12 protein-coding genes are annotated in these 14,436 nt (G+C 62.4%); 11 read left to right on the forward strand and 1 reads right to left on the reverse strand.

Features of this window, described 5'->3' with window-relative positions:
* Positions 1–867 precede the first annotated feature (867 nt).
* The 7 genes from JWS13_RS04770 to JWS13_RS04800 all read left to right on the forward strand — a co-directional run bounded on the left by JWS13_RS04770 (position 868) and on the right by JWS13_RS04800 (position 5,001).
* Positions 868–1,143 carry a hypothetical protein gene (locus JWS13_RS04770; protein ID WP_206004745.1) on the forward strand — a complete coding sequence of 92 codons (276 nt, stop codon included), beginning with the start codon at positions 868–870 and terminating at the stop codon, positions 1,141–1,143.
* A 309-nt stretch (positions 1,144–1,452) separates the two neighbouring features.
* Positions 1,453–1,647 (forward strand): hypothetical protein, encoded by a 195-nt coding sequence (locus JWS13_RS04775; RefSeq protein ID WP_206004854.1) that lies wholly within the window; start codon positions 1,453–1,455, stop codon positions 1,645–1,647.
* A 184-nt stretch (positions 1,648–1,831) separates the two neighbouring features.
* A complete protein-coding gene (locus JWS13_RS04780; protein WP_206004746.1) occupies positions 1,832–2,542 on the forward strand; it encodes a hypothetical protein in 711 nt (236 codons plus the stop codon).
* Positions 2,542–3,198 carry an RES family NAD+ phosphorylase gene (locus JWS13_RS04785; RefSeq protein ID WP_206004747.1) on the forward strand — a complete coding sequence of 219 codons (657 nt, stop codon included), beginning with the start codon at positions 2,542–2,544 and terminating at the stop codon, positions 3,196–3,198. Before JWS13_RS04780 ends, JWS13_RS04785 begins: the two co-directional genes overlap by 1 nt.
* Before the next feature lie 588 nt (positions 3,199–3,786).
* Entirely contained in the window at positions 3,787–4,011 is a 225-nt protein-coding gene (locus tag JWS13_RS04790; RefSeq protein WP_206004748.1) for a hypothetical protein, read from the forward strand.
* Positions 4,012–4,046: 35 nt separating this feature from the next.
* A complete protein-coding gene (locus JWS13_RS04795) occupies positions 4,047–4,274 on the forward strand; it encodes a hypothetical protein (RefSeq protein ID WP_206004749.1) in 228 nt (75 codons plus the stop codon).
* Positions 4,275–4,800: 526 nt separating this feature from the next.
* Positions 4,801–5,001, forward strand: a complete 201-nt coding sequence (locus tag JWS13_RS04800) for a hypothetical protein (protein ID WP_206004750.1) — start codon at positions 4,801–4,803, stop codon at positions 4,999–5,001.
* 692 nt (positions 5,002–5,693) lie between these two features.
* Here JWS13_RS04800 and JWS13_RS04805 read toward each other — a convergent pair.
* Complete coding sequence (locus tag JWS13_RS04805; protein ID WP_206004751.1) at positions 5,694–7,013, reverse strand: Nramp family divalent metal transporter; 1,320 nt, start codon at positions 7,011–7,013, stop codon at positions 5,694–5,696.
* Positions 7,014–8,984: 1,971 nt separating this feature from the next.
* Between JWS13_RS04805 and JWS13_RS04810 the strand changes: the two genes are divergently transcribed.
* From JWS13_RS04810 to JWS13_RS04825, 4 genes are all read left to right on the forward strand, one after another.
* Positions 8,985–10,610 carry an FAD-binding oxidoreductase gene (locus JWS13_RS04810; protein WP_206004752.1) on the forward strand — a complete coding sequence of 542 codons (1,626 nt, stop codon included), beginning with the start codon at positions 8,985–8,987 and terminating at the stop codon, positions 10,608–10,610.
* Positions 10,611–11,363: 753 nt separating this feature from the next.
* Positions 11,364–13,076, forward strand: coding sequence for a class I adenylate-forming enzyme family protein (locus JWS13_RS04815; protein WP_241032091.1), 1,713 nt, complete (start codon positions 11,364–11,366; stop codon positions 13,074–13,076).
* A 24-nt stretch (positions 13,077–13,100) separates the two neighbouring features.
* Positions 13,101–13,304, forward strand: a complete 204-nt coding sequence (locus tag JWS13_RS46390; RefSeq protein ID WP_476748551.1) for a glycerate kinase — start codon at positions 13,101–13,103, stop codon at positions 13,302–13,304.
* Between the two features lie 335 nt (positions 13,305–13,639).
* Positions 13,640–14,410, forward strand: coding sequence for an IclR family transcriptional regulator (locus JWS13_RS04825; protein ID WP_259375207.1), 771 nt, complete (start codon positions 13,640–13,642; stop codon positions 14,408–14,410).
* Positions 14,411–14,436: the final 26 nt, after the last annotated feature.

The following is a 14,436-nucleotide window of genomic DNA, read 5'->3' on the forward strand; positions in this document are numbered from 1 at the left end:
GCCGGCAAGCCCGAAATGGGAAGGTGACCGCGCAGTCCAGGATGTGGCCGCGGCGGCCCCACCGTTCCACGGTCTGAATCTCCCGGTCCGCCCGCTGCACCTTGCGAGCTCATCTTCTCCAACTGCTGCGCATCTGTAGGGCTTGACACTCGCGGCGACCTGGCAGCGACTGACCTGACCGTGTCCAGTGTGTCTCACGTCCCGTCGGGCCTTGCCCGTCCCACTTCGCTGGCATTTCCGCATGCTACGTCCGTGTACTCGGCCTCCGGCCGCGAATCGCGCCCCACGCTGGCCGACGACAGCACGAGGCAGGATGAGGTTATGAGCGACGGAGTTCTCTATGACGGCTATTGCGGTGAGCCCATCGCCTGGGCGCGGGTCGGCGAGCCTGTCATCGGGCATGGAGCCTGTCATCGGGCATGAGTGGACCGAGCACGGTCACGTAGCGATTACCGGGCGTCTGGGCCCGGCCGAAGCGGTACGGAAATACGGCCCAGTCACAGAGGTGATCCTTGGCCGGAACGGCGGCTTCAAGTCGGTCACCTACGGTGCCACGAGGTTCGTCTCCCGGTTCGTGGACCCACGGGGTACCGGGCTCGATGACGACGCTGCCATCGTTGTAGACGACCCCGCCAGACAGGACTACCAGTGCCCGGTCTGCAACGCCCTGCCCGGTGCGGGGTGCGTGAACAAGAAGGGGCAGCCCTGTGCGACCCACAGTAAACGGTCCCACGGGCGCAGCCGCTGGGAGATCGAGCGAGCACAGGAAGCGGACCGGATCGCCCGTGAGGAAGCCGAAGCCGCCGAGCAGTGGAAACACGATATGGCTACCCCACCCGTCGTCGGCGCAATGCTAGAGATCAAGCGATGGAAGCCGGCCGGGCCCCGGCATGGGAGCAGGTTCCCGACATCCCCCACCGCGTCACTGTTGCGCGAACCTACGCCAACCACACGGTTGGCGGTACTACTGAGAGCGGCGAGCACATATTGCTGGCGCGCAACGAATTCACCGGCGATTGGCACGTCATCTGCGGCCAACCAACGTCTATGCGGTTGCCGTGCAAGAACGGCGGCACCGGAGTGCAATGTCGGATCCGGCACAAGGAAGGACTACACCTGCGCGAGGACACGCCGTGGGATTGAAGCACCGAGGGCGATAAGGTTTCCCGGTTGACCGCCTGCCACGCTCGGACGCGACACCGAAGGGGCGGTCAGCCGCGGAAGCGGCTGTACCGCTGATCAAACCAGCGCTCACTCCCACGCGTCTGCGTTGCCGCCGACAGCATGAGCTGAATCTGATTCGCGCGCTGTCCGATGTGGATTCGCCGTTGGGGGTGTTGACCGGCGGCGACGGCATGTCCCCCGCAGGACATCGGCTGTGACTGTCGCACCGCCGAGATTCGTCGCGCCGCCGCCGAACGGGCACTTTTCGACTCGGGGCAGGATTGGATCGTGAACCACCGAACCGCAGCAGACCTCGAACGTGAACTCGCCATGCTCGCCTCCGTCCGCGACCGCCTCCGATCTTCGGAAGGCGACGACTTCCGCATCCCGACCACCGCGGTCGACCACGTTCTCGACGAGCGCTACAGCTACAGGGATCCAACCGTGACTCCGACCCGAGCACGCCCGGGACGGTCTACGTAGCGGCCACCCGGGGGCGTCCGGGCGAATCCGCAGGCCATCACCTTCAAACGCATCGTCGACACCCCGGAACGACATACCCCTGGTGACGTACACGCCACCACCGGTACGGGCTTCGGGCACTCCGGACCGGCGCAACGAATGCAACGGTGTATGATAGTGGTGCAAACGTAGCAAGGAGCGCTCGATGTCCACCTACCGATCAACCCCTCCCAGGCGGCACCACAAGCTTGCCGGGCACCGCCTGCGCCGAGACACCGTGACCGGCCGCTCCACGTACGTCCTTGACAACCCGCAGACCACTCCATCGCCGGACGAACGGCGGTTGTCCGATCTGTCGACGCCCGAACTGATCGACGTCGTCGCCTCCGAACTCGCCGCCCGCCCCGAGATGCACCTGGTCCGCAACCAGGTCACCGCGCTGCTGGCGATGGCACCGACCCTGACCGACCGCACCCAGGCCGCCCGGATCGGCGCCGACCTCGTCGACGACGCCATCGAACAAGCCGAAATCGAGCAAGCCGCCCGCCGGCACATCCTCGACCACCCGATGCTCACCGCCGGCCAGGTCGCCGCCGTCCTGCACCGACCCGCAGCCGATCGCACCGTCGCCTCCCGCCTGCGCACCACCGGCAAGGTCGTCGCCCTCCCGGTCGGCAACAGCTACCGGTATCCGGCGTTCCAGTTCGACGACGCGACTGCCTCGGTCCGCGAGGCCGTCGCCGCCGTGAATGAGCTCCTCGGTGCGGCCGCCGACCCGTGGGGGGTGGCGTCGTGGTGGCTGACCCCGTCCACCCGCCTCCCGAAGGGGCAGACCCCGGCCGACCTCGCCGCCGACCCCGACCCCGCAGCCCGTGGGAAGCTCGAGCGGCTCGCCTCGGCGGTGCTGCCCGACTGATGCCGAATATCGAACCACCGGCCGCAGGTTTACTCCGGCCGGCGCACCGGACCGTGCTCGACGCCGGAACCGTGGTGTGGCGGGTGCACAGCAGCCACCGTGCCGCACACGTCCCCAACCCGAGCGCGCAGCCCGACGAGCTCGCGGGCGGGCGGTTCGACTCCCTCGACGGCAGCTACGCCTACCTCTACCTCGCCGACAGCCCCGAGGGGGCGATCGCCGAAACCATTTGCCGGGACCTGCCCCTCGATCCCACCATCGCCCGGATCGTGCCCGCCAGTGCGGTGGCCGGCCGCACCCTGACTGCCCTGACCGTCACCCGCCCCCTCACCGTCGCCGCACTGCACGGCCCCCACCTCTCGGCGGTCGGACAAGATCTCTGGCTCACCAAATGCGAGGCACGGCTTTACGTCACGACCCGCCGGTGGGCGCACGCCATCCTTGCCGCCGATCCCGATATCGACGGGCTCGCCTACCGGCCCCGGCACAACGAAGACACCCTCGCCTGGGTCCTCACCAGTGATCCGGCGATCACACCCCACCCCGCCCTGACCCTCGACCCCACCACCACGCCCTTGCCGCTCGACCGCGGGCCCGGCCGTGACCTGGCCGCCAGGATCGTCGCCGACCACAGCGCCATCCTCTCCCCCACCTGAACCGGAGCACGGCCCTGGCCGCGGCCGACGCACATGGAGTATGTGCTCTCGCCTACGCACGGACACTTCACACGCGGCCAGATCCGCAGTCCGACACACGGAACCAAGCACCGACCGCAACGAGTACGTCACCAGGACCTCCAGCGGCATTGATGTGGCCTGCCGCTCCGGATCCGCGGGAATTCGTGAACACGACCTCGGCGTGACCGAGCCCCAGATGCGCAGCCGTGTCATCGAGTTCGATTCCGGCTCGTTCACGGTCGGGCACACCACAGAATGGTCGCGGCCGCTTCACCCAGACTCGCGGATTACCGCCCATGGGTGAGGAGAGGTGTGTGCACGCTCACTTATGCCATAAAACTGTTAGCACTCTCACATGGAGAGTGCTAAATTCTCCAGAGTCGATCACACACGAAACCGTGAGCGTCCCTCGCACCGAGGTGCACTCACCAGCCCCGACACCACGCCCTCGTAAGGAGGATCATGACCGCCCCTGCCGCCCCGTGTGAACCACCTGCCACCAGCGACGGGTGGTCCTCCGCAGACGCACCTCAGCGCCCGAGGCGACGTGCTTCACGGTTACCCACCGTGTCGATCGTGCTGGGTGCGTTGTCGATTCCGTCGTTCTGGGTGTTCGGGCTCGGGTTCGCCCTCGGCCTGTGCGCGGTGATGTGCGGGGCCGTCGCCACCACCCGGACCGCCGTCGCCGACGACGAGGCGGCCTCCCTGCGGGCGTTGCTGGGCATCGTCGCCGGAGTCGCCGGCATCATGATGTCCGCGATCGCACTCTTCCCCCTACTCGAATACCTGTGACAGGAGCACCCAACCCTCCTCGATGGGAAGAATCCGTGCCGCCGGTGACCGCCGCCCAGATCCGGCCCGAGACCGGCAGCGACGGCGCCACACCGGAGGTCCCGGCCCTGGTCGAGGGCCGGGAAGCTGGCATCGCCATACCCCTCGGCCTGGCGCTGCTGACCATTCTGGTGTGGGCCGCTGTCCTCGGCTCGTCACCGCTCGCCCTGTTGATACTTGTCGCAGTCGCCGGCATCGCCGCCCTGACCGCCGCCGCACTCTGACAAGCCTGCGCCGGACACACCCCGCCCCGAACCGGTCGAAGACGACGCCGGCCGGCCCCGCGCCGGTCACCTCCAGTACCCGCTCGCACTCGGCGCCGTACACCAACCGCCCCTCGCAGCAATCCGCGGCCCGGGCTGGCCGAAAATAGTGTGATGGTGTGGATCACACTCCCTGGACTTCGATGCCGCCGCTCACGAAAATCAGAAATGCGCCGCTCGTCATCACGTGCAGGTTGTCCGTGTAGCGCCCCTGCCAGCTGATCTTCATCGTTGGCGGGGGCTGCGCTTGGCTGCGCCACAACACCTCTCGCAGCCACACCCCGGGCCACGGCTACGTCGCGCCGGTACCGCCGTCACCTTTTCCGGCACCGCTCGCGTCCACCATCGACCTCTCGCGACACTGTTCATATCCTGCGCCACGCACCTGCCGTGCGTCACTACGCGGGAACAACGCGGTGCGTGCGCGGTCCCCCCTGGCCACCGGTCACGGGAGGTGGGCTCATACCGCTGCCTTACTGTGTTCCCGGTGGGAATCGAACGAATATCACTGGAGCTGCCGACCGGCTCGGCTCTCGATGAGGTGGAGGCGAAGGCCGCCGCGTCGTTGCGGGCCCAGGGCATCCGCCCCTTCTCCGATCTGTCCCTCCAGACGACCCTGACCACCGGAAACCCCGACCTCAGCCGGTACACCCTCACCTACTGGGTGGACGACCACCCCCGCAACTGATCGTCTCCCGACGACACCGACCACCGCCACGCAGGACGACGATGTGACCGGTCCCCAGGGGTGAGTCGGCCCACCCGCCGCGATCAGTTCTGTCGGCCCGCAACCATAGGCCCTGACCTCAACCGACCACCGGGCGATACCTCGCGAGGGCGAGAAGGGACCGCACATACCCCGCCTCCGCAACACCCGTCACCTCGTCATGGCGCTATCCGCAGAGCTCTCGGATGGCCTCGAAGGAGACACTCTTGACCCAGAACCCGTTCACGAGTGCCTGAGGGGCGACCCCTGACTCACTCCGAGACACCAGCATCTCGCGTGTTACCTGGACGGTAAGCCATGTTGTGTCGGCTGGGTGAGCCGTAGGACGCGCACCGACAAACGCTGGGATCTCTCTCCGCCAACTCACCTTCGGTCATGTCCGGCAACTTGATGCCGTCGCCTCGCGGTTCCAGGACAGCCCCCAGGCCGCTGCCTGCGCCAATGCCATCACCGGGGACCAGTCCCGCGGTCGAGATCAGATTGGGTCGCCGAACCTCGCCGCAGCTCCGGGTCGGGTGTGAGATAGCTTCTCCTACGAGATGCCCTTCGTCGCGGCCGAATTGTTTCTATGACAAGTTACGTTCTTCCACTACGACAGGGCATTTCGCAGTTGCGACCCACCCACGGACTCATCCGAATCGGCACACCCAGGTTTATCCCGCGAGCGTCCGCACTACCCCGACCAAGCCGTGCGCGGCAATCACTAGTGATACGAGCGCCGCTACTGTCATAATGACCAGCAATCCTGACTGCCACCGACGCACAAATTCAGCAGGTAGAAACCGGGTACTACCGGTAAGGCGTATCAGCCCGATAAGCATGAACGGTGTTGCTACCAGTGGAATCGTGACAGCAGAGATGGCAAGGACCACCATGTTAGGCGCCCAGGGAGTAGCGCAGAGCAGCGGCAGCAGGAGCCCCAAGATGGTCAGCCACTTAATGATTGGGCTCTTTTCCAAATCGACATTGCCTTCGTAACGCGAAGGAAAAGCGTTGTGTAACGCATCGACGACTGCTCTACTGAAGAGGAAGACCGTACCGACTATGGATGTGAATGAGGCAAAAAAGATCGCTACCCACAGAAGTGGCGGCCCAACGTCACCAATTGCGAGTTGCATTAGCCTGGCGAGATCATCGGTGTCGCTTATAGAAAATCCGGTACCGTGCACAGTTTCGGCGGCGACAATCCATATACTGAAATCGATGATGGCGATGGCTACGATCGCTACGAGCAGGTCAAGCACCTGCGTGGCACGGTGCCGTGGGGAACGCCAGCCCTTCTCGTAAATCGCATAGTTGTAGACTATCGCCGCGGGGGTGACTCCAGCTACCCCAATCAGCGCCACCACGACGAAAAGAGAGCCGAACATACCCTTATCAGATGGCACGCTGAACAGCAGCCCTTTAATTAGCGCCAGCAGTGAGGGTCCTTGGGAAATTGCGGTATAGACGAATGTGCCCACAAGTAGCAGCACAACTAATCGGCTGACGCTTTCGAAAATTGCATAGGCTCGCTTGGCCCTTAGCATAAACGCTGCAAGCGCCACCGTTACAACCGAGCCGATGAATACAGCAAACGGTGACTCGAACCCCACGAGTTCGACCAGTGCAGTGCCCGCAGCAGGCACGTAAAATGCACCATACGCAAATATGCCGAGCAGGAGACCCATCCCTGCAGCCAAAGGGAATACTTTCCCCAGTTTTCCGAAACCTTGCATAATCGTCAGCCCCTTCCCATTAAGGAGCTGATACTTCGTCAACATAAACATGAAGAAGAATTTGCTGAGTAGGACTAATGCAAAGCCCCACATCAAGGCGTATCCATAGTTCGCCCCAGCGACCGTTACATCGATAAGCTCGCCGGCTCCGAGCATGGTCATCGCTGCGACGAACCCGGGTCCAATCTGCCTTACGTTCGATACCCATTTAGGCAATCTCCCGGCTGGCCGCGCCATTTGCTTGGTCTGTTCCATACTCTCTCCTTCATTCCGACGGGGCGAACCCGCAGGCGGTGAAACGCGCAACGCTACTATCGCTGTCCGCACGGGCAATCTATAAATGGCGAGCGATAAATCATGATGGGCTCAGTTAAACCAAAGCACTGAACACGCCCCGGTCGCCGGCTAAGAGGTGGCGAGAATAGATTCTCTTGAAACCGACCGCCCGGCTTGAGTTCCCGCCTTTAGCGGCAAGACCAAATGGCGGGGTTGACGAATTGTCGCTCTGTCACGCGGCGATATTGCCGTGGCGGCCTTCGAAGGCCGCCTCCGGCGCTCCCAGGGGCGACACTTGAGCCCGGCTTGCTGCCATAGGTCCGTCATCGTCCTTCCGTTCGATTGACCGAGCTCCACTTGACGAGAACTGCTGGGGCGCCGCGCCGGGATCGGCAATGTCGCGGCTGCGGTCCTCTCAGCCACCTGATCAGTCCGGAACAGTGGCTATGGTATGACCGACATCACACCCGCGCAAGGGAATCCCGGAATTCAGAAGATGTTTCACGATACGAAAAATAGGCAATTGTTCGCGCTAAGCGGTCACCGCCCCGGATGCGCCTAAGTCTCCTACATCGATCTCAGTTGGTACGCGGTCTAGGTCGAACAGAGCGTCTGAAAGCTTCGGGATGGGCCACGCCGTGCGGGCGAGTCGGCGTGACATGGTGGCGATCATGGCGATGTAGACCATCGCTTCCTGATGTTCAGGCTGCGTCTCGTAGTCGCGGACGCAACGGCGTGCTTACAGATCCAGGCGAAGGTTCGCTCGACGACCCAACGCCGGAGAACCACGTTGAACCCTTAACATCACCGGTGCGCTTGACGACCTGATCCGTGAGGGACACAACCCGTTTCGACCAGTCGATCAGCCGTCTGACGTAGCCACCGTCCGCCCACACCAGGCTGATCGTCGAGAATAGGGGCACGCAGCGCAGCCAGCAGCCGGATGGCGCGGTCACGGTCCCGGATTCCGACCATGGTTACCACGACCGCCACTAGCAGCCCGTTGACGTCGGCCGCGAAGACGTTTGCGGCCGTTCAGTGCCCGCGTCGTATCCTCGGCTCGACCGGGCCACCGCGTCGTGCGCCCTGCACCGATTTGGAGTAAACGATCGTGTCGGACGGCAGCGGGTGTCGGCGCCCTGTATCCGCACCCGATCACGTTACGCGTCGTGAATCCGCTGCCATACTCCCGTGGACTTCAGCTACTCATTGGGCGCGTGATTTTCGCAGTCGCAGGCCGAGTCACACATGCGTCTGTAGGGGAACAGAATCCTCGCCACGCTTACTTGTTGCACCGCGGGCATGGCCAGACCATCAACACGCATCGGAGCGTAGGCGCACAGTGCGATGAGCTAGCACAACTCAGATTGACCACCTACCCGGCGAGCAGGTGCATTTCCGGTATGCGCACATAACCTGGTCGTCGAACTATTTTGTGGCAGGGCCGCTAAGAGCTCTTGCCGCTCGACAGGCTGGGTGTCCGAGATCCCAGTGCTCAGCGCCACTTTCACAGTTGGCCACAGCATGACAAGCTGGCGGTGACTTGAAGCTGGAGACACAGCTTGGCCAACCGCCTCCACTAAGGCCACCGGAGACTCCACCCAGGCTACTTAATTCCGCCATACGGAATTTTTTTCCGTCAAACGAAATGAACCCTTGCGATTGACAAACTCATGGCATAACGTTTTCTTCCGACACCATGGCCAGACCAACGCTCGGCCGGTTCTACGTAGAACCATGAGATTGAGATTCGCCCACAAACGCTGGCGGTTGTCTCGCCGAGCGTCACACACCGCGATATGAGGAGATCCCGATGGGCCGTGAGCGGCTCGATCGACGGGGTTTCGCCTCCTGGAACCGAACCATCTCGCCTCCGTTGGCGCGTCCAATTTGGCCCGCCCCGTTTGGGTACCGCCAGGTACCTCTGTCTAGGAAGGAACGATGAACACTATGACTGAGGAACACCTCGACAGACGGAAGCGGAAGTTCTGGGGGTGGGGCTATGCAGACACGAGTGTCAGCGACTCGGAGATTCTCGAAATCGGGGGCATGCTTCGGGACAAGTTCGGGCTCCGACTCCGCGAGCTGGCCAAGGCCCCCGACATCAGCGAAATCGAACTGCGGGAGCCGCGAGTCCACGCGCCGGAATCGCTGGCCGGAATCTGTCAGAACGACACGTGGGCGCGAGCCGAGCACACTCTGGGCAAGAATCTGGGCGACTTCGTCCGTGGGTTGGCCAAACAATTCGACAACCCACCGGATTTCGTCGCGTTCCCACGTACTGAACACGATGTTGTCTCTGTGCTCGACTGGGCCCACACCAACGACGTCGCAGTCGTTCCGTACGGCGGGGGGTCCTCCGTAGCCCAGGGCATTGAGCCGATCGTGTCCGATGACTACCGCGGCGCAATCAGCCTCGACCTGCGGCACCTGAACCGAGTGCTGGAGATTGACCGGGCTTCGCGGTCGGCGCTGATCCAGGGTGGCGTCCTGGGACCCGACATGGAGAACCAGCTTCGACCACACGGATTGTCGATGCGGTTCTTCTTGCAGGCCTTTGAATTCTCTACCCTCGGCGGGTGGATTGCGACCAGGGCAGCGGGACACTTCGCCACTGGATTCACCCAGATCGACGACTACGTTCAAGCCATGCGTGTAGTGACCCCTTCAGGAACACTGCAAACCGGACGCATTCCTGCCGACGGGGCAGGGGTTTCGCCCGACCGCATGTTTATCGGTTCCGAGGGCACGCTTGGCGTCATCACCGAAGCGTGGATGCGGCTGCAGGACAAGCCGACGTTCAAGGTCGCCACATCGGTGCCGTTCAGTGACTTCGACAAGGCCGTAGACGCCATCCGTGCTCTTGCTCAATCCGGTCTCGCACCGACCAACTGCCGACTGCTCGACCCAACAGAAAGCCTGCTGTCCGGCGCGTCGGACGGCTCCGACTCGATCCTGGTCCTCGCCTTCGAGTCGGCCGACCATCCCTTGGATACATGGATGCAACGTGCCGCTCAGATCTGCGCCGACCACGGTGGCCGGGTTAGCGCTGAAGCGTTACAAGGTCGTTCGGCGCCCGAAGCCGGCCACGCCGGCGCTGCCGGCAAATGGCGAAACTTCTTCGTGCGCGGCCCGCACTACAAGGAGGGCTACTCCCGCATGGGCGTACTACGAGAAACCTTTGAGACCGCGTGCACATGGAGCGCGTTCCCCGAGCTTCATGCACGGGTGATGCAGGCGACGACCGAGGCCGTTAAGCGCGAGTGTGGCGACGGCGTCGTCGCGTGCCGTTTCACCCACGTCTATCCCGACGGCCCCGCCCCTTACTACACCGTGGTGGCGTCAGCGAAGCCGGGCGGCGAACTACAGCAATGGGCCGCGATCAAACAGGCCGCATCTGATGCAGTCCTTGCCACGGGCGGCACCATCACCCACCACCACGCCGTCGGCCGCTTCCACCGCCCCTGGTATGACCAGCAGCGTCCGGAGCTGTTCACGTCAGCACTGCGTGCGGTGAAGCAGACTGTCGACCCCAACATGGTGATGAACCCTGGGGTCCTCATTGATCCGAAATAAATAACCGGCCGGGCTTGGGCCGGGGCGCGTCAGCGTCCCGCCCAACTTGGGTGGCACACGCTTCGCAATATTCCCACGCATCCTGGATAGGTACGCACGAAAGAACTGGTCTAGCAAGGGAAGTCACCATGCCCAGCGGATCTACCCCGACGACCAGTTGGCAACCCCGCATTGGATGCGCGAAGCATGCGACGCGTCACCCTGGGCGTGCGCAATAGAGGAGCGGAGTACGTGGCGCGTCCCTTTGATGCCGTAGTCAGGCACGGCGTCGAGTGATTCGACGACGCAATCTAGGGATACCTCGCGCGGTATCGGAGCCGCGTTCCCAATCCCACTGAGGACCGTTCGGTCAACGTGCCTGCGCATACGCAGCATTTACCGTGTCATGCATCCGTCTCTCGGGCATATTCTGTTCGGCCATTTCGTTGAAGTGGTCTCCTCGAAAACCGCTGTCGCGCTGTCAGTTGCGGACCGACATGGATCACAGCTGGCCAGCTAGACACCCGCAACCGAACCTCGAACGAATTGCCGCGAAACCTCACTACAGCCTCCACAGGTACAGCCGATCACCGCTCGCGAACCCTCCTGTCTGGCAGTTCTGCCGCACGATGGACCATCCTGCCGCCATCGGTTGGATCACCGATTTCGAAGTGCACCGATGGAACGGAGCCGATGCTTACCCAGCTCGGTGGCTGCTGCAGCCTCACGAGCAACTGGAGCGGATCGAGGTCATCACGACCTACCCCCGCCCGAATGCGAATTAGAAACATACTGAACAGTCACCTATCGCCGTTCAAAGTGAGCCACCGGGCCCGGTGCTTAGCAAGTTACGGCGGCCTCGCAGGCCGTGCAAAACTGAACAGTACAAGCAAACTCCTACCGAATTCAGGCGGTGATGAAGTGCCATTCTTCGATCTTCTAGTCAATGCGTGTGAGCAGAACCCGGGGCGAATCGCCGTTCGCTGCGACAATGAGGCCTCCTCATTCTCAGAACACTTTTCCCGGATCAGTCGGGCTGCACACCTCCTTCGCATGACCTTAGGCCTGGCCTCCAATGACCGCTTTGCAATTTTATCCCGCAACTCCGTCGACTACTTGGAGCTTATCCACGCCTCACTTCTGGGCGCGGCAATAGTTGTACCCTTGAATGTCCGATCATCTGAACCCGAACTTGCGGCCGTCCTCCGGGATGCGGGGTGCCGGGCCCTCTTCTTTAGCGATGAATTCTGCGGTGTGGCGCAACGACTCAAAGACGTCACGGAAGTCGAGCACATCATCCAGATCGGAGATAGTCAACCCTCCTACACCGCCTATCGCGGCTTAATACAGGAAGCGACGGAATGGCTTCCCAAGCGTCCAGATGGATCCGATACTGCGTTCATCATGTACACCAGCGGTACAACTGGGAGAGCGAAGGGAGTCGTCATAGAACACGCCGCGATGGCCAACGATATCTATAAAACCGGAATAGTGACGACCCTCACCCAAGGCTATACATTTTTACTCCATGCTCCCCTGTTTCATATAGCCTCAATACGGGGCTTCGGTCTCGCCCCTGCCACCGGCTCAACGGTCGTGCTTTTGCCTCGATTTGATCCGCCGCGCATCATTCAAGAGATCAAAGCGCACGATGTGAATACAACAAGTTTCATCGCTTCTACGGTCAGAAACATGCTCGAACTTCCTGGATTCCATGGCACGGCATTGCCCAGTCTCACAACGATCGGATACGGCAGCGCTCCGATGCATCCCGCAGTTCTCCGCCGACTGATGAGCGCTTTTCCCAAGGCAGAGTTTGTCAATTGGTACGGCATGACTGAGACGTGCGGTCACGTGAGCGTCCTCAACGGACTGGACCACAAGCTTGGTGGTCGCCGGCTCACGTCATGCGGACGCGCCATGCCGGGGATCGGCGTCCGGGTCATCGACGAGGCCGGCTTGCCCGTCAGTCACGGCACCGTCGGTGAGATTACGGTGTCTGGTGACAACCTGATGCGCGGATACTGGAATCAACCCCCGCTGAAGACAGATCATACGGGCACCTCGTGGTATCCGACTGGAGATGCCGGCTATCTCGATGATGACGGATACTTGCACTTGGTGGGCAGGATCCGAGACATGATTATCACCGGTGGCGAGAATGTGGCGCCCGGCGAGGTGGAAGCTGCGCTCTGTAACCACCCTGAGGTCCATCAGGCAGTGGTCTTCGGTATGGACGACCTCAAATGGGGTGAGGCTGTGTACGCCTGCGTGTCCGCTCCGGCAAATGCTCAGATAAGTTCTGACCAACTTCGAGCACACTGCCGGACCCAGTTGGCCGGATACAAGGTTCCAAAAACCATCAGTATCCAGCACAATCCATTCCCTATGAGCGGCTCCAATAAGATTGACCGAAACCTGGTGAAATCTCTTTATACGCAGAGCTATCCCGACAAGACCAACACACACGGTCATCGAGATGACTGACATCAAGGCTGTCGAAGCATCGAAATCGGCGGTAGTGCGTGCCCCTACGGCAGGTCCAGACTTCTCACTGGGCCGGGCGCCAAATCCAATCATGGTCGGCCATTGCCGGACTGTGGGCGCCATTTCGCCTCTGCGGCGGCGCTGAATCTGACGCCATTGCACTCAAGACTCCGTGACCCACCCATTACGATCACCAGCGACGTCGACAACCCACTGTGCGGGACGTAACAGTGCCGCAGCGTTACAGCCGCACAACGTGCCACGGCAGCAACGTGGCGCAATGGGATGCGACTTTGAGGCATTGGGCGGTCGTGGTCGCCCGATCTCGCTGGTCGCGACGCACCCGGTGCACCGGAGCCGAGCCGGCGTCTCGTCTCGTCTCGTCTCGTCGCGTCGCGTCGCGTCGCGTCCGAGCGTTGCCGAGACGGTGACCAGGGCGTCGTCACCTAGGCTCCAGCCCTTCCCGGATGACACGCCCGAATACTTTCGGCCTATCGTGCAGTGAGTGTATTTTTTCACTAGACGGAATCCGCAGACAGCCGGGCAAGTACGGAGGTGAGAAGGTGGCAAGTACGCCAGGTGCGTCAGGCGGCGTCCAATCCGTCGACCGGATTTTCGACCTGCTCGAGGCGATGGCGGCTGCCGAGGGATCAGTAGCTCTGAGCGAACTCGCCGACCGCACGAAACTACCCCCTCCGACCGTGCATCGCTTGATCCGCTCTCTGGTCAGCCGAGGCTACGCTCGGCAGTTGCCTGGCCGCAGATATGCGCTCGGTCCCAAGCTCATTCCGTTAGGTGAATCCGCAACAAAGCGGATCGGCGCCTGGGCGGCGTCGCATTTGTCGGACCTCGTGGCCAGCACCGGAGAAACCGCGAACATGGCAGTGCTCGACGGGAGCATGGCCGTATACGTGGCCCAGGTGCCATCCCCTCACACAATGCGCATGTTCACTGAGGTAGGTCGGCGCGTGCACTTGCACTGCACTGGCGTGGGCAAAGCACTCCTTTCTCAGTTGCCGGACGACACCGTCCGGCAGTTGATAGGCCGGGTGGAGATGCTCGCGTACACCCCCAACTCACATACCAATATCGACGCCTTACTCGCCGATCTTGCTGAGAGTCGGCGGCGCGGATATTCGGTCGACGAAGGCGAACAGGAGATCGGGGTGCGGTGCTTCTCCGTACCAGTGCTCAATGCTCCGACACCGACTGCGCTGTCGATCTCGGGTCCGGCTGCTCGGCTCAGTATCGAGTCGGCGGACCACAACGCTCCCCTGCTACAGCGGATTGCTACGGAGTTGTCCGCGGAATTCGGCAAGGGCACGGCGCGCTAGCTGTTGCACGGCGGCGGACGGCCCAT

It is taken from the genome of Rhodococcus pseudokoreensis (assembly GCF_017068395.1).
Taxonomy (GTDB): domain Bacteria; phylum Actinomycetota; class Actinomycetes; order Mycobacteriales; family Mycobacteriaceae; genus Rhodococcus_F; species Rhodococcus_F pseudokoreensis.

Excerpts from the sequence above, each read along its gene's own strand:
- JWS13_RS04770 (WP_206004745.1), top strand. The coding sequence starts at position 868 with ATGGAAGCCGGCCGGGCCCCGGCATGGGAGCAGGTTCCCGACATCCCC.
- JWS13_RS04815 (WP_241032091.1), top strand. The coding sequence starts at position 11,364 with ATGCGAATTAGAAACATACTGAACAGTCACCTATCGCCGTTCAAAGTG.
- JWS13_RS04785 (WP_206004747.1), top strand. The coding sequence starts at position 2,542 with ATGCCGAATATCGAACCACCGGCCGCAGGTTTACTCCGGCCGGCGCAC.
- JWS13_RS04780 (WP_206004746.1), top strand. The coding sequence starts at position 1,832 with ATGTCCACCTACCGATCAACCCCTCCCAGGCGGCACCACAAGCTTGCC.
- JWS13_RS04805 (WP_206004751.1), bottom strand. The coding sequence starts at position 7,013 with ATGGAACAGACCAAGCAAATGGCGCGGCCAGCCGGGAGATTGCCTAAA.
- JWS13_RS04810 (WP_206004752.1), top strand. The coding sequence starts at position 8,985 with ATGACTGAGGAACACCTCGACAGACGGAAGCGGAAGTTCTGGGGGTGG.